20 protein-coding genes are annotated in these 19314 nt (G+C 69.1%); 15 read left to right on the top strand and 5 right to left on the bottom strand.

Features of this window, described 5'->3' with window-relative positions; all coding sequences use genetic code 11:
• Window positions 1-20 precede the first annotated feature (20 nt).
• On the top strand, window positions 21-1313 hold the full coding sequence (locus tag U1F38_RS14230) for an NnrS family protein (protein WP_409987728.1): 1293 nt from the start codon (window positions 21-23) through the stop codon (window positions 1311-1313).
• On the opposite strand, the gene U1F38_RS14235 is transcribed toward U1F38_RS14230, so the two are convergent.
• The gene (locus U1F38_RS14235; protein ID WP_409987729.1) at window positions 1271-2233 is read right to left on the bottom strand and encodes a tripartite tricarboxylate transporter substrate binding protein; all 963 of its coding nucleotides are present in this window, start codon (window positions 2231-2233) and stop codon (window positions 1271-1273) included. The two genes, U1F38_RS14230 and U1F38_RS14235, sit on opposite strands and share 43 nt — an antisense overlap.
• 219 nt (window positions 2234-2452) lie before the next feature.
• Window positions 2453-3499 (bottom strand): CDP-6-deoxy-delta-3,4-glucoseen reductase, encoded by a 1047-nt coding sequence (locus U1F38_RS14240; RefSeq protein WP_409987730.1) that lies wholly within the window; start codon window positions 3497-3499, stop codon window positions 2453-2455.
• A 47-nt stretch (window positions 3500-3546) separates the two neighbouring features.
• Between U1F38_RS14240 and U1F38_RS14245 the strand changes: the two genes are divergently transcribed.
• The 3 genes from U1F38_RS14245 (at window position 3547) to U1F38_RS14255 (ending at window position 6355) form a co-directional block, all read left to right on the top strand.
• Window positions 3547-4458, top strand: coding sequence for an NAD-dependent epimerase/dehydratase family protein (locus U1F38_RS14245; RefSeq protein WP_409987731.1), 912 nt, complete (start codon window positions 3547-3549; stop codon window positions 4456-4458).
• A gap of 131 nt (window positions 4459-4589) precedes the next feature.
• Window positions 4590-5867, top strand: a complete 1278-nt coding sequence (locus U1F38_RS14250; RefSeq protein WP_409987732.1) for an acyl-CoA dehydrogenase family protein — start codon at window positions 4590-4592, stop codon at window positions 5865-5867.
• Between the two features lie 110 nt (window positions 5868-5977).
• Window positions 5978-6355, top strand: a complete 378-nt coding sequence (locus tag U1F38_RS14255; protein ID WP_409987733.1) for a DoxX family protein — start codon at window positions 5978-5980, stop codon at window positions 6353-6355.
• 12 nt (window positions 6356-6367) lie between these two features.
• Here U1F38_RS14255 and U1F38_RS14260 read toward each other — a convergent pair whose 3' ends face one another.
• Complete coding sequence (locus U1F38_RS14260) at window positions 6368-6961, bottom strand: peroxidase-related enzyme (protein WP_409987734.1); 594 nt, start codon at window positions 6959-6961, stop codon at window positions 6368-6370.
• A gap of 124 nt (window positions 6962-7085) precedes the next feature.
• On the opposite strand from U1F38_RS14260, the gene U1F38_RS14265 reads away from it, so the two are divergent.
• The 4 genes from U1F38_RS14265 to U1F38_RS14280 all read left to right on the top strand — a co-directional run bounded on the left by U1F38_RS14265 (window position 7086) and on the right by U1F38_RS14280 (window position 9934).
• A complete protein-coding gene (locus tag U1F38_RS14265) occupies window positions 7086-7505 on the top strand; it encodes an FKBP-type peptidyl-prolyl cis-trans isomerase (RefSeq protein WP_409987735.1) in 420 nt (139 codons plus the stop codon).
• A 218-nt stretch (window positions 7506-7723) separates the two neighbouring features.
• Complete coding sequence (locus U1F38_RS14270) at window positions 7724-8431, top strand: CoA transferase subunit A (protein ID WP_409987736.1); 708 nt, start codon at window positions 7724-7726, stop codon at window positions 8429-8431.
• A gap of 4 nt (window positions 8432-8435) precedes the next feature.
• A complete protein-coding gene (locus U1F38_RS14275) occupies window positions 8436-9074 on the top strand; it encodes a 3-oxoacid CoA-transferase subunit B (RefSeq protein WP_409987737.1) in 639 nt (212 codons plus the stop codon).
• A gap of 86 nt (window positions 9075-9160) precedes the next feature.
• Window positions 9161-9934 carry a 3-hydroxybutyrate dehydrogenase gene (locus tag U1F38_RS14280; protein WP_409987738.1) on the top strand — a complete coding sequence of 258 codons (774 nt, stop codon included), beginning with the start codon at window positions 9161-9163 and terminating at the stop codon, window positions 9932-9934.
• A 301-nt stretch (window positions 9935-10235) separates the two neighbouring features.
• On the opposite strand, the gene U1F38_RS14285 is transcribed toward U1F38_RS14280, so the two are convergent.
• Window positions 10236-10952 (bottom strand): pseudouridine synthase, encoded by a 717-nt coding sequence (locus U1F38_RS14285; protein ID WP_409987739.1) that lies wholly within the window; start codon window positions 10950-10952, stop codon window positions 10236-10238.
• Here U1F38_RS14285 and yaaA point away from each other — a divergent pair.
• The 5 genes from yaaA to glmM are packed head-to-tail and all read left to right on the top strand — an operon-like array spanning window position 10951 to window position 15706.
• Complete coding sequence (gene yaaA / locus U1F38_RS14290) at window positions 10951-11733, top strand: peroxide stress protein YaaA (protein WP_409987740.1); 783 nt, start codon at window positions 10951-10953, stop codon at window positions 11731-11733. The two genes, U1F38_RS14285 and yaaA, sit on opposite strands and share 2 nt — an antisense overlap.
• A complete protein-coding gene (locus tag U1F38_RS14295; RefSeq protein ID WP_409987741.1) occupies window positions 11730-12578 on the top strand; it encodes a 2OG-Fe(II) oxygenase in 849 nt (282 codons plus the stop codon). Before yaaA ends, U1F38_RS14295 begins: the two co-directional genes overlap by 4 nt.
• Complete coding sequence (locus U1F38_RS14300; RefSeq protein ID WP_409987742.1) at window positions 12575-13468, top strand: alpha/beta fold hydrolase; 894 nt, start codon at window positions 12575-12577, stop codon at window positions 13466-13468. Before U1F38_RS14295 ends, U1F38_RS14300 begins: the two co-directional genes overlap by 4 nt.
• A complete protein-coding gene (queF, locus tag U1F38_RS14305) occupies window positions 13465-14334 on the top strand; it encodes an NADPH-dependent 7-cyano-7-deazaguanine reductase QueF (RefSeq protein WP_409987743.1) in 870 nt (289 codons plus the stop codon). Before U1F38_RS14300 ends, queF begins: the two co-directional genes overlap by 4 nt.
• Before the next feature lie 28 nt (window positions 14335-14362).
• The gene (glmM, locus tag U1F38_RS14310; protein ID WP_409987744.1) at window positions 14363-15706 is read left to right on the top strand and encodes a phosphoglucosamine mutase; all 1344 of its coding nucleotides are present in this window, start codon (window positions 14363-14365) and stop codon (window positions 15704-15706) included.
• A gap of 22 nt (window positions 15707-15728) precedes the next feature.
• Here the strand turns inward: glmM and U1F38_RS14315 are convergent, their stop codons facing one another.
• Entirely contained in the window at window positions 15729-16553 is an 825-nt protein-coding gene (locus U1F38_RS14315) for a mechanosensitive ion channel family protein (RefSeq protein ID WP_409987745.1), read from the bottom strand.
• 135 nt (window positions 16554-16688) lie between these two features.
• On the opposite strand from U1F38_RS14315, the gene U1F38_RS14320 reads away from it, so the two are divergent.
• Window positions 16689-17447 carry a spermidine synthase gene (locus U1F38_RS14320; protein ID WP_409987746.1) on the top strand — a complete coding sequence of 253 codons (759 nt, stop codon included), beginning with the start codon at window positions 16689-16691 and terminating at the stop codon, window positions 17445-17447.
• On the top strand, window positions 17444-19243 hold the full coding sequence (locus U1F38_RS14325) for a GspE/PulE family protein (RefSeq protein WP_409987747.1): 1800 nt from the start codon (window positions 17444-17446) through the stop codon (window positions 19241-19243). The genes U1F38_RS14320 and U1F38_RS14325 overlap by 4 nt, the downstream gene beginning before the upstream one ends.
• Window positions 19244-19314: the final 71 nt, after the last annotated feature.

The following is a 19314-nucleotide window of genomic DNA, read 5'->3' on the forward strand; positions in this document are numbered from 1 at the left end:
CGGCAAGCCCGGTAAACCCCATGGCCACGCCAACGCGCATGGCGCCCTGGTCGCTGGCGCATCCGCTGTGGCTGTGCCCGTTCCGACCCTTCTTCACGCTCGCGCTCATCGCCGGCTGGGCGCTGATGGGCTTGTGGGGCGGCTTTTTGCTGCTGGGCTGGCCGCTGCCGGCCGTGCCCGGCGGGCCCTTCGTGTGGCACGCGCACGAGCTGCTGCTCGGTTTTGCACTGGCGGGCGCGGCGGGTTTCGTGCTGACGGCGGTGCCCGAGTTTACGCGCACGCCGCCTTTCGGTGCGCGCCCGGTGCGGGTGCTGGTGGGGCTATGGCTGCTGGCTCGCCTGGGTTTCTGGTTCAGCGGCTGGTGGCCCATGGCTGGCCTGGCCGTGGCGGCGCTGGCGCAGCTTGGCCTGATCGGCGGCCTGATGGCGCTGATGGCGCCGCGCCTGCTGCGCGACCCGGAGCGCCGCTACGTCGCGTTCCTGTGGGCGCTGGCCGTGCTGGCGGTGGTCGCGGCGGGCTTCTACGTCGATGCGCTGCGCGGCGCGGCGCCCACGCGCTGGCTGCATGCGCTGGTGGGCGTGTGGATGGGCCTGATCGTGATCGCCATGAGTCGCATCTCGATGAGCATCGTCAACGCCGGCATCGACGCGCAGGTGGCGGCCGACGGCCAGGCGCGCGAACCGTATCTGGCGCGCCCGCCGCGGCGCAACCTGGCGCTGCTGGCGATCGGCCTGTTCACGCTGGCCGAGTTTGTGCAGCCGGGCGGCCCCGTCAGCGCCTGGCTGGCGCTGGCCGCGGCGGCGGCGGCGCTGAACCTGCTGAACGACTGGCACGTCGGTCGCCCGCTCATGCAGCGCTGGCCGCTGATGCTGTACGCGGTCTACGGGCTGATGGCCCTGGGCTACGCACTGATCGGCGTGGCACTGCTGGGCGGCGGCTTCAGCCCCAGCGCCGGGCTGCACGTGCTGACCACCGGCGTGCTGGGGCTGAACATCTATCTGGTGATCGCCATCGCCGGCTATACGCACAGCGGACTGGAAAAAAGCGACCGCCCCTGGGTGCTGTGGGGTGCCGCGCTGCTGGTGGCCGCCGCGCTGGCGCGTGCCAGCGCCTACGCCGTGGCGCCGACGGCGCTGATGGGACTGGCGGCCTTGCTGTGGTGCGCGGCCTTCGCGCTGCAAAGCGCGCACATGCTGCCGGTGCTCTGGCGCCCGCGGGCCGATGGAGCCAGCGGCTGCGACGGCGTGCTGCCGCCGCACTCGGCCCCCGCTCAATCCACGTGCGCGCCCGAGGCCTTGACGACGGACTCATAGCGCGCCCGTTCGCGCGTCATCAACTGGCCGAACTGCTCGGGCGTGGTGGGCACCGGCTCGGCCATCAGCAGGGCAAAGCGCTCGCGCGTGGCGGGCGTGCGCAAGGCCTCGGTGAAGGCGGCGTTGAGCTTGGTGATGACGTCGGGCGGCGTGCCGGCGGGCGCGACCAGGCCCCACCAGGTGTCGATGGCAAAGCCCGGGATCGTCTGCGCGATGGTGGGCACGCCCGGCAGCAGCGGCGAGGGTTGGGCGGTGGTGACCGCCAAGGGGATAAGTTTGCCGGCCTTGATGTTGGGCGCGGCCGTGGCCAGGTTGTCGATGTTGAAGTCCACCTGCCCGGCCAGCAGCGCCAGTTGCGCCGGGTTGCCGCCGTTGTAGGGAATGTGCACGGCAAAGATGCCCGCACCCTGCTTGAACATTTCGCCCGCCAGGTGCCCGGCCGAGCCGTTGCCGCCCGAGCCGTAGTTGAGCTTGCCGGGGTTCTTCCTGGCGTAGGCAATCAAATCCGCCAGCGTCTTGATGTGCAGGTGTTCGGCGGCGGCGGCGTTCATCACCAGCACGTTGGGCACGCGCACCATCTGCGTGATCGGCGCAAAGTCCTTGGCCGCATCAAACGGCATCTTGGAAAACAGCCATGGGTTGATGGCGTGCGTGGCCACGGCGGCGATGCCGATGGTGAAGCCGTCGGGCGCCGCCTTGGCCACCAGATCCGAGCCGATGTTGCCGCCGGCGCCGGGCTTGTTGTCCACGATCACCGTGCCCAGCTTGCCCTGCACCTGCTCGGCCAGCGCGCGCGCCGTGATGTCCAGCGGCCCGCCGGGGGCATAGGGCACGATCAGGCGGATGGGTTTGCCGCCCTGGGCGAAGGCAGGCGCTGCGGCGAGGGCGAGGGTGGAGGAGAGCAGGGTGCGGCGTTTCATGGGTCGTGGGTTTCCGGGGGTGCTGGGGTTGTTGAGAAGCGCTGGAACAGCCGGACGCAGAGGACGCAAAGGATTCGCAGAGGACGCAAAAAAGAGAAGAAACTGTCTTGGCCGGTGCGGGTGATCGAACACTGGACCAACTGATTTTTTGAATTTTTTGCGTCCTCTGCGTGATTTTTGCGTCCTCTGCGTCCGGCTGTCAGGGCTGTTTGGTGGTATTCAAGCAGCGTGCACCTTGTCCGCCTCGCTGGTAAAGGCGTCGGCGTAGAAGGCATAGTCGGGCAGGCCGGCCTGCTGCACGAAGTCGCGCCGCGCGGCGTCGACCATGGCCGGCGCGCCGCAGGCGTAGACCTGATGGCCCGACAGGTCGGGCAAGTCTTCGAGCACGGCCTGGTGCACGAAGCCGGTGCGGCCGTGCCAGTCGTCCTCGGGCAGCGCGTCGGAGACGACGGGTACGTAGCGCAGGTGCGGCAGCTCCGGCAGCTTGCCGCGCACCCAGGCGTCCATGTACAGATCGCGCGGGCGGCGGCCGCCCCAGTACAGCACGGCCTCGCGCGTGATGCCCATGAACTGCATGTGTTCGATGATGGCCTTGATGGGCGCAAAGCCGGTGCCCGAGGCCAGGAAGACGATGGGGTTGGGGCTGTCGTCCTGCAGGTGAAAGCTGCCGTAAGGCCCTTCGATGCGCAGGATTTCCTTGGCCTTCATGGCGCCGAACACATGGTCGGTGAACTTGCCGCCGGGCATGTGGCGCAGGTGCAAATCGACCATGGGCGCGCCGCTGGCGACCAGCGTGTGCGGCGCACCGGCCATGCTGTAGCTGCGGCGGCTGCCATCGCGCAGGATGATCTCGATGTACTGGCCCGCGTGGTACTGGATCACGTCGTTGGCGGGCAGCTGCAGGCGCACGCGCATCACGTCGTGTGCCAGGCGCTCCAGCTCGGCCACGCGGGCCGGCATTTTCTTGATCGGGAAGGCCCCCGCGTGCGTGACCTGGCGCGACTCCAGCACCACGTCGCTCTCGGGCACGCCGCAGCAGGTCAGCACGTAGCCGGCGGCTTCTTCGTCGGCGCTCAATGCTTTGCTCTGGTGCGGGCCGTGCCGGACCTGGCCCGAAACCTTCTTGCACTTGCATGAGCCGCAGGCGCCGTCCTTGCAGCCATAGGGCAGGCCGATGCCCTGGCGGATGCCGGCCGCGAGCATGGGCTCGCCCGCGTCGGCCTCGAAAGTGCGCCCACTGGGCTGCACGGTGATGGTGTAGGGCATGGGCCTCGGTATCCTTGCGCAGGTCTTAACTTGCTTCATGTTTTATTTTGCCCTCAAACCAAAGCCCTCTCGGCGCGCTGCCCGCGCGCTTTCGGTGTCCGCGCGTACTCATCGTCGGCTGCGGCGACGTGGGCACGCGCACGGCCCGCTTGCTGCTGCCGCGGGTGCGCGTGCTGGCGCTCGTGCGCTCGGGCGGCGACGCGGCCGCCTTGCGCGGGCTGGGCATCACGCCGCTGGCGGGCGATCTGGATCAGGCGGCCAGCCTGCAACGCCTGGCCGGCCTGGCCCCCCGCGTGCTGCACCTGGCGCCGCCACCGCGCGGCGGGGCGGACGACCCGCGCACCCGCGCCCTGCTGCACGCGCTGGCACGGCGCAGCGCGCCGCAGGCGCTGGTGTACGGCTCGACCACGGGCGTGTACGGCGACTGCGCGGGCGCCCTGGTGCGCGAGACACGGCCCATCCGCCCGCAGACGCTGCGCGCCCAAGCGCGCGCGGCGGCGGAAGGCTGGGTGCGCGGCTTCGGCCGCGCCGTGGGCACGCGCGCCAGCATCCTGCGCATCCCCGGCATCTATGCGCCCGACCGCGCGGGCGGCGCGCGCGAGCGCCTGGGCAAGGGCACGCCGGTGCTGGCACCCGAGGACGACGTGTACAGCAGCCACATCCACGCCGACGACCTGGCGCGCGCCTGCGCGCTGGCGCTGTGGCGCGGGCGGCCCCAGCGCGTGACCCACGTGGCCGACGACAGCCGTCTGAAGATGGGCGAGTACTTCGATCGGGCCGCCGACTTGTACGGCCTGCCGCGCCCGCCGCGCGTCACCCGGGCTGCCGCGCGCGAGGCGCTGCCGCCGCTGATGCTGAGCTTCATGGGCGAGTCGCGCCGCATCGACAACACGCGCCTGAAGCGCGAGCTGCGGCTGCGCCTGCGCTACCCGGGGCCAGAGATCGGCTTGCTCTCATAAGAGGAGCTGCTTGCGCTTGCGTGACGGGCGCTGGCGGCACTTTTTTCTTGAATATCGGGTCGAGCCGTGCGCTGTCCCCCATGCATCGGCCTTTGACTTGACGCAGAAGCCCTGCGCCCTACAGTGCGGTCATGGACTTTGCCCTTTCACCCCGCGCGCGGGCGCTGCAAGAGTCGTTGCGGCGCTTCATGCAGGACCTGGTGCTGCCCTCGCACGGTGACTGGCTGCGCTGGGCCGAGGCCGGCGCCTACCCGCTGGACGTGATTGAGCCGCTGAAGGAGCGCGCTCGCGCCGCCGGCCTGTGGAACCTGTTCTTGCCCGAGCTGCGCGCGGACGAGCCCGGCACGCGCCTGGCCAATCTGGACTACGCGCCGCTGGCCGAGCAGATGGGCCGCGTGCCCTGGGCCAGCGAGGTGTTCAACTGCAGCGCGCCCGACACCGGCAACATGGAGCTGCTGCACCGCTTTGCCACGCCGGCGCAGCGCGCGCAGTGGCTGGGTCCCCTGCTGGATGGCCGCATCCGCTCGTGCTTTGCCATGAGCGAGCCCGACGTCGCCTCGTCCGACCCGACCAACCTGGGCACGCGCATCGTGCGCGACAGCGATGCCTATGTGCTGAACGGCCGCAAGTGGTTCACCACCGGCGCCGCGCACCCCCACTGCCGCCTGGCCATCGTGATGGGCGTGTCCAACGCCGCGCCCGACGCGCCCGCGCACCAGCGCCACAGCCTGCTGCTGGTGCCCATGGATGCGCCGGGCGTGCAGGTGGTGCGCAACATCCCGGTGATGCAGCACCAGGCCATCGAGGGGCATTGCGAGATCGTGTTCCAGGGTGTGCGCGTGCCGCTCGATCAGCTGCTGGGCGCCGAGGGCGAGGGCTTTGCCATGGCGCAGGCGCGCCTGGGGCCGGGGCGCGTGCACCACGCCATGCGCACCATCGGCCAGTGCGAGCTGGCGCTCGAACTGATGGCCGAGCGCGCGCTGGAGCGCCTGGCCTTTGGCAAACACCTGTCCGACTTTGCCAACGTGCAGGACTGGATCGCCTGGAGCCGCGTGGAGATCGACCAGGCGCGCCTGCTGGTGCTGCACGCCGCCTGGCGCATGGACACCGAGGGCAACGCCGCCGCGCGCACCGACGTGTCCGCCATCAAGCTGGTGACGGCGCAGCTGCAAACGCGCGTGCTTGATCGCGCCATGCAGGTGTTCGGCGCCGTCGGCCTGACGCCCGACACGCCGCTGGCCAGCCTTTGGAGCTGGGGCCGCGCGCTGCGCTTCATGGACGGGCCCGACGAGGTGCACCTGCGCGCCATCGCGCGCCAGGAGCTGCTGCGCAGCCGCGCGCACCGCGGCGAAAACGTGCTGCACCTGCGCCGCTGGATGCCGCCCGAGGAAGGCCCTGGCGCGCCCTGAATCGTGCGGCAGTCGGCCCCAGGTGCCGCGGTCCGAAACGCCCCAAGTTGTCATTGACGGCGTTGCTTCATACACTCAGCCGATCTTTGTCATTCAACCGGAGTGTGTTCATGGCCCTCAGTGATTCGAGTTCGTCCGCCCTGCGCCGCCATGCGCTTGCCTTGCTGCGCGTGGCGACGGCCTACATGTTTCTGCTGCATGGCTTGATGAAGTTCACCGGGGGCACCCCCTTGTCCTCGCTGACGGGCGCCGCCATGGCGCTGGAGCTGGTGGGCGGCGCGCTGCTGGTGCTGGGCCTGTTTGTGCGGCCGGTGGCCTTCATCCTGTCGGGCGAGATGGCCTTTGCCTACTGGATGGCGCACGCCAAGGCCGACAACTGGTGGCTGCCGGTGCAGAACCATGGCGAGTCGGCGGCGCTGTTTTGCTTCATCTTCCTGTACCTGGCCGCAGCCGGCGGCGGTGCGCTGTCGTTTGACAAGCGGCGCTGAAGGGCGGCGCGGTCAGCCCTTCTTTTCGCGTGGCACCCGCCCCATCAGGTAGAACTCGGGGTTGGGCATCATGTTGCTGAACGAGGCGATGCGGTTGGACAGGCCGAAGAACGCCGTGATGGCAGCGATGTCCCAGATGTCCTCGTCGTCCAGACCGTGGGCGTGCAAGGGGGCGAAGTCCTCCTCGCCCAGCTCGTTGGAGCGCTGGCACACCTTCATCGCGAAGGCCAGCATGGCCTTCTGGCGCGGCGTGATGTCGGCCTTGCGCCAGTTGGTGGCCACCTGGTCGGTCACCAGGGGTTTTTTCTCGTAGATGCGCAAGAGCGCGCCATGCGCCACCACGCAGTACAGGCAGCCGTTGGCGGCGCTGGTGGCGGTGATGATCATCTCGCGGTCGCCCTTGCTCAGGTTGCTGGTGCGGCCCACGCTCTCGGGCTCCATCAGCGCGTCGTGGTAGGCGAAGAAAGCGCGCCATTCGGCCGGGCGGCGCGCCAGGCCCAGAAACACGTTGGGCACAAAGCCGGCCTTGGCCTGCACGGCCAGGATCTTGGTCTTGATGTCCTCGGGCAGGCTGTCCAGCTCGGGCAGGGGGTAGCGGGTGCTCATGGCGATGACTCCTTGGTTTGGGCAAACGGTGGGTGAACCTGGGGTTTTATCACCCGCGGCCGGCCCGGTTCGCCACCCCACCATAATCACGGCTTTTGTTCAACCTGATTGCAAGGATCATCGCGTGACTTCTTCGTGCATTCGAATCGGCAGTGTGCTTGCCGGCCTGCTGCTGGCCGCCGGCGCCTGCGCGGCCGCGCCCGTGACCACCGCCAGCGGCCTTGTCTATGAGTCGATCACCGAGGGCAGCGGCCCCAGCCCGACGGCGGCCGATGCGGTCAAGGTCAACTACCGCGGCACCTTCGCCGACGGCGGCAAGGAGTTCGACAGCTCGTACAAGCGCGGCCAGCCGATCGAGTTTCCGCTGGGCGGCGTGATCAAGTGCTGGACCGAGGGCGTGCAGAAAATGAAGGTGGGCGGCAAGGCGCGCCTGACCTGCCCGCCGGCCATCGCCTATGGCAGCCAGGGCGCGGGCGGCGGGGTGATCCCGCCCAATGCCACGCTGATCTTCGAGGTTGAGCTGTTGGGCATCAAGGGCAAGTGAAACAGCTCACCCCCAGTCTCCACTCGCTTCGCGATGTTTCGCCCACCCCCTTGCAGGGGGCATCGCCAGTGACCGGGGAAACCCCGGCCACGGCGATTGCTGGCACGGCCTGCTCTGCGGCCATCGGACGGTGAGCGAGCATCGGTGTATCGTTGGATTTGGATTGACGACTGAGCCCTGAAGTAGGACTTCACAAACCGCATAGGAGAAACCATCCCGTGAAGAAAATTTTCCCATCGGCCGACGCGGCGCTGAAAGGCGTCGTGAAAGACGGCCAGTTGATTGCCGTGGGCGGCTTCGGCCTGTGCGGCATCCCCGAGGCGCTGATCCAGGCGCTGCACGACAGCAAGGTGCACAACCTGACCTGCATCTCCAACAACGCCGGCGTGGACGGCTTCGGCCTGGGCAAGCTGCTGGAGACGCGCCAGATCAAGAAGATGATTGCCAGCTACGTGGGCGAGAACAAGGAGTTCGAGCGCCAGTACCTGGCCGGCGAGCTGGAGCTGGAGTTCACCCCGCAGGGCACGTTGGCCGAGAAGCTGCGCGCCGGCGGCGCGGGCATCCCGGCGTTTTTCACGCGCACCGGCGTGGGCACCGTGGTGGCCGAAGGCAAGGAGACGCGCGAGTTCGACGGCCACAAGTACCTGATGGAGCGCTCGCTGGTGCCCGATGTGTCCCTGGTCCACGCCGCCGTGGCCGACACCAGCGGCAACCTGCGCTTCAACCTGACGGCACGCAACTTCAACCCCGCCGTGGCGATGGCCGGCAAGGTGTGCATCGTCGAGGTCGAGAAGATCGTCGAGCTGGGCGAGCTGGCCCCCGACGACGTGCACCTGCCGGGCATCTACGTGCACCGCATCGTGCTGAACGCCAACCCCGAGAAGCGCATCGAAAAGCGCACGTTGACCGAGACCAAAGGAGCCTGACACCATGGCCTGGACCCAAGATCAAATGGCCGCGCGCGCGGCGCAGGAATTGCAAGACGGCTTTTACGTCAACCTGGGCATCGGCATCCCCACGCTGGTGGCCAACCACACGGGCGACAAGGAGGTGTGGCTGCAGTCCGAAAACGGCTTGCTGGGCATCGGCCCCTTCCCGACCGAGAAGACCATCGACGCCGATTTGATCAACGCCGGCAAGCAGACGGTGACCACCATTCCCGGCTCGTCCATCTTCGGCAGCCACGACAGCTTTGCCATGATCCGCGGCGGCAAGATCAACCTGGCCATCCTGGGTGCCATGCAGGTCAGCGAAAAGGGCGACCTGGCCAACTGGATGATCCCCGGCAAGATGGTCAAGGGCATGGGCGGCGCCATGGACCTGGTGGGCGGCGTGCCCAAGGTCATCGTGCTGATGGAACACGTGGCCAAGAAGAAGGACGGCACCACCGATCTGAAGATCCTGCCCCAGTGCACGCTGCCGCTCACGGGCGTGGGCGTGGTGCACATGATCATCACGGATCTCGGCGTGTTCGACGTCACGCCCAAGGGCCTGAAGGTGCGCGAGCTGGCCGATGGCGTGGGCTTTGACGAGGTGCAGGCCAAGACCGGCGTCACACTGCTTCAATAAACATAGCTGCTCGCGCAGACTGGACAAGGGCGAGCTGGCGATCTGGCTTGCCCTTTCGTTTTTTTCAAACCAACGGGAATCACTTCATGCAACTCAAAGGCAAAACCGCCCTGGTCACCGGCTCCACCAGCGGCATTGGCCTGGGGATCGCCATCGAGCTGGCCAAGCAGGGCGCCAACATCGTGATGAACGGCTTTGGCGACGTCGATGGCCCCAGGGGGCAGATCACGGCGCAGGGCGTGCGCGCCGAATACCACGGCGCCGACATGAGCAAGCCCGTCGAGATCGAGGCCATGATGGCGTTCGCGGCCGAGAAGTTCGGTGGTGTGGACATCCTGGTCAACAACGCCGGCATCCAGCACGTGGCGCCGATCGAGAGCTTTCCGCCCGAGAAGTGGGACGCGATCATCGCCATCAACCTCAGTTCGGCGTTTCACACCACGCGGCTGGCGATCCCCTTCATGCGCCAGAAGAATTGGGGCCGGATCATCAATATCGCCTCGGCCCACGGGCTGGTCGCCTCAAAGGAGAAGTCGGCCTACGTGGCGGCCAAGCACGGCATCGTCGGCCTGACCAAGGTGACGGCGCTGGAGCTGGCGACCACCGGCGTGACGGCCAACGCCATCTGCCCCGGCTGGGTGCTCACGCCGCTGGTACAAAAGCAGATCGACGCACGCGCCGCCAACGAGAAGATCAGCGTGGAGCAGGCCACCAAGGAGCTGCTGGGCGAGAAAGAGCCCTCGCTGCAGTTCACCACGCCCGAGCAGTTGGGCGGGCTGGCGGTTTTCTTCTGCTCGCCGGCGGCGGACAACGTGCGCGGGCAGGCGTGGGCGCATGACGGGGGTTGGACGGCGCAGTAAGCGGTGATCCGAGGGCTTGGCAGGCGGCGCCGTGCCTGGCGGGACACTGCCGGCCCTCACCCCAACCCTCTCCCAGAGGGAGAGGGGGTAACACCACGCAGGTCGATTTGCCCTGGCTCCAGCCCTTGACCAGATGGTAAGGGTGTAAAAAGCTCAGCCGACGGATCGCCCTCGCCCCTCTGGGGAGAGGGAGGGGTGAGGGGCGGCGCGCACAACCAAAAACTCAATCAAATCGCTCGCTGACGCTTGTGCAATGTGCGCAGTCAGCTATCAAAACGATAGAAATTGGCGGTTTGAATCGTCACCCCAAGGCATCGGTGCCGACCGCATGGCTGTCCCAACGCAGCCATTCCGGCCCTGGCGCGGCATACAGGCACAGCGCCCGCCCGTTCACCGGATGCGCCAGCGCCAGCGCGCTCGCATGCAGCCACAGGCGCTGCACGCCCAGCAGCGCCGCCACGGCGCGGTTCAGCGGCCCCTTGCCATGGGTGGCGTCACCGATGATGGGGTGGGCCATGTGCTTGCAGTGGCGGCGCAACTGGTGACGCCGGCCGGTTTCTGGGGTCAGCTCCAGCAGCGCGCAGCGGGTGTGGGCAAAGCCGCGATCGGGCAGCGGCAGGACGTAGCGTGCCAGGGTGCGATATGTCGTGCGGGCCGCCTGCACCTCGACCTGGCGTGACGCGCGGGCATCGTCGGGCAAGCGGGCCAGCGGGTGCTCGATCACGCCCGCGCCCGGCGGCCAGCCGCGCACCACGGCCTGGTAGGTCTTGTGCACCGCGCTTGCCTCGAAGGCCAGGGCCAGCGTCCGCGCGGTGGGGGCGTCCAGCGCAAACAGCAGCACGCCGCTGGTGCCCTTGTCCAGGCGGTGCGCGGGCCACACGGGCCGGCCGATCTGATCGCGCAGCAGCTGCACGGCAAAGCACGTCTCGCCGGCGTCCAGGCCGGTGCGGTGCACCAGCAGGCCGGCGGGCTTGTCGATGGCGATCAGGGTCTCGTCCTGGTACAAAATCGGCAACATGCTTTTTCTATTGTCCCCGGCCAAGGCGCTGGACTACGAAACCCCCTTGCCGCCCGACGTGCCGCACACAGAGGCGCTGTTCAAGCAGCCCGCAGCCGAGTTGATCGGCGTGCTGCGCCAGAAGTCGCCCCAGCAGATTGCGCAGTTGATGAGCCTGAGCGACGCGCTGGCCGGCCTGAACGCGGCGCGCTACGAGGCATTCAGCCCGCGCTTCACGGCCGGCAATTCGCGCCCGGCTGTGCTGGCCTTCAACGGCGACGTGTACGAGGGCCTGCAGGCGCGCAGCCTCAAGCCGGCCGAGCTGGACTGGCTGCAGCAGCACGTGTGCATCCTGAGCGGCCTGTACGGCGTGCTGCGCCCGCTGGACCGCATGCAGCCCTACCGGCTGGAGATGGGCACGCGCCTGGCCACCGAGCGGGGCGCCAACCTCTACCAGTTCTGGGGCCCGCGCATTGCCGAATACCTGAACCAGCGACTGGCCGATGAAAAATCGCCCATCGTCGTCAACCTGGCCTCGCAGGAGTACTTCAAATCCGTCGATCGCAAGGTGCTCGCGGCGCGCGTGGTGGAGTGCGTGTTCGAGGAGCGCAAGGGCGCGCAGTACAAGGTGGTCAGCTTCTTCGCCAAGCGCGCGCGCGGGCTGATGGCGCGCTGGGCCGCGCAGCACAAGGCTGCCACGCCCAGGGCGCTGCAGGCCTTCGACCTGGAAGGCTATGCGTTTGCGGCGGCTGCATCCGATGCCGACCGCCTGGTTTTTCGCCGCTCTCACACCCCGTCATGACCCAGGCCATCACCACCGACTTGCGCCGCTGGATCGTCGCCCAGGTCCAGGCGGGGCACAGTGCCGACGCCGTGCTCCAGTCCATGAAGACCTCGGGCTGGAGCGAGGACGTCGCCATCGAGGCCATGGAAAGCACGCTGCGCGAGCATCTTCAGCAGCAGGCCCAGGCGCGCACCCTGCCGCCCGGCGTGCCGGTGCCCGAGCCAGCGGTCGGCGAGTCGCCGCTGTACCTGGACGCGGGCGACCGCCGCGTGGCCGTGCTCACCGTCGTGGCCGCGCCACGCATCGTGGTGTTTGGCGACTTGCTGTCGGACGCCGAATGCGACGCGCTGATGGACGCCGCGCGCCCGCGCCTGAGCCGCTCGCTCACCGTGGCCACGGCCACCGGCGGGCAGGAGGTCAACGCCGATCGCACCAGCCAGGGCATGTTTTTCGAGCGCGGCGAGAGCGAACTGACGGCCCGCATCGAGGCGCGCATTGCCCTGTTGCTGAACTGGCCGGTGGCCAACGGCGAGGGCCTGCAGGTGCTGCGCTACGGGCCTGGCACCGAGTACAAGCCGCACTACGACTATTTCGACCCCGAGCAGCCCGGCACGCCGACGCTGCTGGCGCGCGGCGGCCAGCGCGTGGGCACGCTGGTGATGTATTTGAGCGAGCCCGAAAAAGGCGGCGCCACCACCTTCCCCGACGTGGGACTGTCGGTGGCGCCCAAGCGCGGCCACGCGGTGTTTTTCAGCTACGCCCGGCCGCACCCCAGCACGCGCACCCTGCACGGCGGCGCGCCGGTGCTGGCGGGCGAGAAATGGATTGCCACCAAGTGGCTGCGCGCGGGGGAGTTCCGATGAAAGTCCAGGCCAGCGGGGTCGAGATCGAGGTGCAGGACACGGGCGGCACCGGCCCGGCCGTGCTGCTGGTGATGGGCCTGGGCATGCAGCTCATCGCCTGGCCCGATGCATTGGTGCACGCGCTGGCGGCGGCCGGCTACCGCGTGATCCGCCACGACAACCGCGACGCCGGCCTGTCGCAGGGCTTTGACGAGCTGGGCTCGCCCAATCTGGTGCTGGCCCTGCTGCGCCAAAAGCTCGGCCTGCGCCTGCGCCCGCCCTACACGCTGGGCGAGATGGCGCAGGATGCGCTGGGCGTGCTCGACGCATTGGGCGTGCCGCAGGCGCACGTGATCGGTGCCAGCATGGGCGGCATGATCGCGCAGCGCATGGCCCTGGCCGCGCCCGAGCGGCTGCTGTCGCTGACCAGCGTGATGAGCAGCAGCGGCGCGCGCGGCCTGCCCGGGCCTACGCCCGAGGTGCAGCGCGTCCTGCTTTCGCGCCCGCGCGATGCGCAGGACATGCGGGAGCGCTCGGTGCGCCTGTTTCGCCTGATCGGCGGCAGCGGCTTTGCGGTGCCCGAGGTCGAGTTGCGCGCCCGCGTGGCCACCGCCATGGCGCGCGCCACGCGGCCGCTGGGCGTGCAGCGCCAGTTGCTGGCCATCCTGGCCGACACCACGCGCGCCCAGCAGCTCGCGCGCATTGCCACGCCCACCCTGGTCATCCATGGCAGCGACGACACCCTGGTGCCCCTGGCCGCCGGGCAGGACACGGCGCGGCGCATTCCCGGCGCGCGGCTGGCCGTCGTCGAGGGCATGGGGCATGATCTGCCGCCCGGCGTGGTCGATCGCGTGCTGGCGCCGCTGCTGCCGCACCTGGCCGCGCATTCCTTGCAAACCCCGCTTTCATGAGCCATCCGCCATTCCCCTTGTCCGGCACCGTCGAGGGCAGCGCCCTGGGGCGCGCCACGGCCTATGTCGATCAATACGACAGCACGCTGCTGTACCCCATCGCCCGCGCGCCGCAGCGCGAGCGCCTGGGCATCGCGGGCCAGCCGCGCTTCTTCGGCGCCGACTGGTGGACGGCGTACGAGCTGTCCTGGCTGAACGCGCGCGGCAAGCCGCAACTGGCCATCGCCCACATCCTGGTGCCATGCGAGAGCACGCACATCGTCGAGAGCAAATCCTTCAAGCTGTACCTGAACAGCTTCAGCGGCACGGTGTTTGCCGATGCCGCCGAGGTGCGCGCGCGCATCGAAGCCGACGTGAGCGCGGCGGTGTGGTCGGGCGATGCGGTGCGCGCGCGCGCGGCGGTGCGCCTGATCGACCCTGAGGCGTTCGATCGCGAGCCGATCCACGAGATGGACGGCGTCAACCTCGATCGCTTGGACCTGGAATGCACGCACGACGAGCCGGCGCCCGAGTTGCTCACGGCCGCCTTCGACGAGCAGCCGGTGGAGGAGACGCTAGCCAGCCGCCTGCTCAAGAGCAATTGCCCCGTCACCGGCCAGCCCGACTGGGGCAGTGTGCAGATTCGTTACGCCGGCCCGCAGATCGAGCAGGCCGGCCTGCTGCGCTACATCGTCAGCTTTCGCCGCCACAACGACTTTCACGAGCACTGCGTCGAGCGCATGTTCATGGACATCTGGCAGCGCTGCCAGCCCACGCAACTGACGGTGTACGCGCGCTACACGCGCCGAGGCGGGCTGGACATCAACCCCTGGCGCACCAGCCATCCGGGCGCGTTGCCGCCCAACATCCGCACTGCACGGCAATGAGCTGCCGGGCATCACTCGAGGAAACTGAATGACACGACGCTATTTCGGCACCGACGGCATCCGCGGCACCGTGGGGCAGGAGCCCATCACCCCCGACTTCGCGCTGCGCCTGGGTCACGCCGTGGGCCGCGTGCTGAAAGAGCGCGACGCCAACCCGCTGGTGCTGATCGGCAAGGACACGCGCATCTCGGGCTACATGCTGGAGAGCGCGCTCGAGTCGGGCCTGATCTCGGCCGGCGCCAGTGTGATGCTGCTGGGCCCCGTGCCCACGCCGGCGGTGGCCTATCTCACGCGGGCGCAGCGCGCGCAGCTGGGCGTGGTCATCAGCGCCAGCCACAATGCCTTTCCCGACAACGGCATCAAGTTCTTCAGCGCCGATGGCGCCAAGCTGCCCGACGCCTGGGAGCACGAGGTCGAGGCCGCGCTGGACCAGGCGCCGCAGTGGGTGGACTCGGCCGGCCTGGGCCGCGCGCGCCGGCTGGACGACGCCGCCGGCCGCTACATCGAGTTCTGCAAGAGCACGTTCAGTCACGCGCTCAGCCTGCGCGGCCTGAAGATCGTGGTGGACGCGGCGCACGGCGCGGCCTACCAGATCGCGCCCATGGTGTTTCACGAACTGGGCGCCGAGGTGACGGCCATCGGCTGCGCGCCCGACGGCCTGAACATCAACGACGGCGTGGGCGCCACCCACCCCGACGCCCTGGTGCGCGCGGTGCGCGCCAACCGGGCCGACTACGGCATCGCGCTGGACGGCGATGCCGACCGGCTGCAGATGGTGGACGCCCAAGGCCGCCTGTTCAACGGCGACGAACTGCTGTACGTGCTGGCCAACGACCGCTTGCCGCGCGCGGGTGCGGCGCGCGAGCCCGGCCTGGCCGGCGTGGTGGGCACCTTGATGACCAACCTGGCGGTCGAGCAGGCGCTGCGGCACCGCGGCTTCGACTTCGTGCGCGCCAAGGTCGGCGACCGCTATGTGCTGGAAGAGCTGATCCAGCGCCGCTGGCTGCTGGGCGGCGAGGGCTCGGGCCACCTGCTGATGCTGGACAAGCACACCACCGGCGACGGCCTGATCTCGGCCCTGCAGGTGCTGCAAGCCTGTGTGCAGCAGCAGCGCAGCCTGGCCGAACTGCTGGCCGACGTGACGCTGTGCCCGCAGGTGCTGATCAACGTGCGCACGCAGCCAGGCGCCGACTGGCAGGCCAATGCGCGCCTTGCGGCCGAGACCGCCGCCGTGCAGGCCGACTTGGGCGCGGGCGGCCGCGTGCTGATTCGCGCCAGCGGCACCGAGCCGCTGCTGCGCGTGATGGTGGAGGCGCAGGACGGCGAACTGGCCCGGCGCAGCGCCGAGCGCCTGGCCGCCGCCGTGGCTTGATCGCGGATCGAAACGCCGTCGATCAGCGGGCCGCCGCCGGTGCGCTGCGGTAGGCCACGGGCGTTTCCGGCACCGGGTAGCCGGCGTGGCCAAAGGTCTCGACGATGGCCTTTTGCGTGTCGAAGTAGACCTGCCAGTAGTGGTCGGTGTGGGTGTAGGGGCGCACGCACAGCTTGGGGCCTTCGGGCGTGAACTCCAGGATTTCGATGTCGGGCGCGGGGCTGGCGGCCACGTTGGGGATGGCGGCGATCACGGGCTTGAGACGCGCGATGGCGTCCAGCGGATTGACGCTGTTGGCCACCTTGGCCACGCAGTCGACGCGCCGCACCGGCAGGGCGCTGAAATTCTGGATGTTGTCGCCGAACACCTTGCCGTTGCCCACCACGGTCATCACGTTGTCGGGGGTGATGACGGTGGTGGCGAACAGGCCCAGCTCCTGCACCGTGCCGGTCACGCCGCCGGCGCTGATGAAGTCGCCCACCTTGTAGGGCCGCAGCACCTGCATGAAGATGCCGGCGGCAAAGTTGCCCAGCATGCCGCTCCAGGCCGCGCCAATGGCCAGGCCGGCGCCGGCCAGCAGGGCCGCGAACGAGGTGGTCTTGACGCCGAAGATGTCCAGGATCGCCAGGATCAGGACGACGTTGAGCAGCACCGACACGACCGACTTGAGGTAGTTCGCCAGCGTGGCGTCGATCTTGCCGCCGCGCTCGAACACCTTGCCCATCAGGCCGACGGCCAGTGCAATCAGCCAGCGCCCGACGATCCAGGCGACGATGGCCGTGAGCAGCTTGATGCCCAGGTCCGTGCCCTGGGTGGAGATGAAGTGCCAGATTTCTTGCGTGTTCATGATGGCTCGACAAATGCGGGGCCTGCAAGGATAGCGCGTGTCGTGTCCCCATTCGGCCCCGGCGGCGCGCCGGCCTGGGCAATCGTTCACGCCGGGCGGGCCGGTGGCAGCGGTCGCAGGTGATACGCTCGATCGATGGCCAAACGCAATGCACCCGCCCTGAGCGAAGTGAACCTGTCCGAATGGGACGGCGTGCGCCATTTGCACCTGGGCAGCGAATGGGTGCAGGGCTCCATGCGCATCGATGCGCCGTTCGAGCTGGAGCTGGAATACGTGCAGCGCATGATGGCCTGGCTGCTGTTTCGCCCCCTGGATGCAGTCGCCGGCCGTCACGCCATGCAACTGGGCCTGGGGGCCGGCGCCATCACCAAGTATTGCTACAAAAAGCTGAGGATGACCTGCACGGCCATCGAACTCAACCCGCGCGTGGCCGACGTGTGCCGGGCCTGGCTCAAGCTGCCGCCCGACGACGAGCGCCTGCGCGTGGTGATCGCCGATGCGGCGCAGGAGATCCGGCGCGATGAATGGCTGGGCACGGTGGACGCGCTGGCGGTGGACCTGTATGACGACGAGGCTGCCGCGCCCGTGCTCGACAGCGCCGACTTCTATGCCGACTGCCGCCGCCTCTTGAGCGAGGACGGCTGCATGACGGTGAATTTGTTTGGCCGCAGCGCCAGCTTCGAGCGCAGCCTGGCGCGCATCGCCGAGGCCTTCGGCGCGCGCGCCGTGTGGGCCTTCAAGCCCACGCGCGAGGGCAATGCGGTGGTGCTGGCGCAGCGCGCGCCCACGCGCCCGAAGCGCGCGGCGCTGCAGGCCCAGGCCGATGCCATCGAGGCGCGCTGGGGCCTGCCGGCCAGCAAATGGCTGCGTGTATTCAAGGCAATCGAGAAATGACCCGACACTCCCGCTCCGCGCCGCTGGCTGCGCTGACCCCGACCCACACCGGCCCCGTCTCGTGGCAGCGCCTGCTGAAGTGGCTGCACGAGGACGGCGTGATCAGTGCCGAGGAGTCCGAGCGCACGGCCCAGCGCTGCTCGCACGCCGAAAGCGCGCAGCCGGCGCTGGAGCGCCTGGCCTCGGTGGGCGTGGCGCGCGCCAGCGACGGGGCGGCGCTGGACGTGGAGGAGCTGACGCGCTTTCTGGCGCGCCGCGCGCAGCTGGAGTATTTGCGCATCGACCCGCTCAAGGTGGACGCGGGCAAGGTGGCCGACAGCATGAGCGCCAGCTATGCCGAGCGCCACAAGGTCCTGCCCGTGCAGGTGACGGCCGCCGAGCTGGTGGTGGCCACCAGCGAGCCCTTCGTCACCGACTGGGTGGCCGAGGTCGAGCGCCAGGCGCGCCGCTCGGTGCGCCGCGTGGTGGCCAGCCCGGCCGCCATCCGGCGCTACACGGCCGAGTTCTTCGCGCTGGCCCGCTCGGTGCGCGCGGCGCAGAAAAGCGGTGGTGCGGCGGGCACGGCCAGCTTCGAGCAACTGGTCGAGCTGGGCAAGTCGGGCCGCCAGCTGGACGCCAACGACCAGGGCGTGATCCAGGTGGTGGACTGGCTGTGGCAGTACGCCTTCAACCAGCGCGCCAGCGACATCCACCTGGAGCCGCGGCGCGAGCAGGGCGTGATCCGCTTTCGCATCGACGGCGTGCTGCACCCGGTCTACCAGGTGCCGCCGGGCGTGATGAACGCCATCACCGCGCGCGTCAAGCTGCTGGGCCGCATGGACGTGGTCGAGCGCCGGCGCCCGCAGGATGGGCGCATCAAGACGCGCAACCCGGCCGGCGAGGAGGTGGAGATGCGCCTGTCCACCTTGCCCACGGCGTTTGGCGAAAAGCTGGTGATGCGCATCTTCGACCCCGAGACCGCCGTCAAGGACCTGAAGCAACTGGGCTTTACCCCGCACGACGCCGAGCGCTGGCAGGCCCTGGTGGCGCGCCCGCACGGCATCATTTTGGTGACCGGTCCCACCGGCTCGGGCAAGACCACCACGCTGTACTCCACGCTGCGGCGCGTGGCCACCGAGGAGGTCAACGTCAGCACCATCGAGGACCCGATCGAGAACATCGACCCGCGCCTGAACCAGACGCAGGTGCAGCCGCAGCTCGACTTCGGCTTTGCCGAAGGCGTGCGCGCGCTGATGCGCCAGGACCCGGACATCATCATGATCGGCGAGATCCGCGACCTGGAGACCGCCGAGATGGCGGTGCAGGCCGCGCTGACGGGCCACCTGGTGTTCAGCACCCTGCACACCAACGACGCGCCCTCGGCCTTCACCCGCCTGATGGAGCTGGGCGTGCCCTCGTACCTGCTTGGCGCCACCATGCTGGGCGTGCTGGCGCAGCGCCTGGTGCGCACCCTGTGCCCGCAGTGCAGGCAGCCCGACGAGCAGGCCGGCACCGAGCTGCTGGCCGAGGCGGTGCGGCCCTGGAAGATCAACAAGGGCAACTACCGGCCGTTCAAGGCGGTGGGCTGCGTGGACTGCCGCATGACCGGCTATCGCGGGCGCATGGGCATCTACGAGCTGCTGACGGTGAGCGATGCGTTTCGCGCCGTGGTGCATGGCGACACCAGCATTGCCGCGCTGCGCAAGCAGGCTGTGCAGGACGGCATGCACCCGCTGCGCCTGGCCGGTGCCATGCGCGCGGCCGAGGGGCTGACCACGTTGGCCGAGATCATCGCGGCGACGCCGCCGCTCCAATGAAAAGAAGCCGCTTGACGAGGGCGCAAGACAAGGACGGGGATCCGGGAAATCCCTAGGTTGGGTAGGTGGAA

It is taken from the genome of Ottowia sp. (assembly GCF_046348305.1).
Classification (GTDB): domain Bacteria; phylum Pseudomonadota; class Gammaproteobacteria; order Burkholderiales; family Burkholderiaceae_C; genus Ottowia.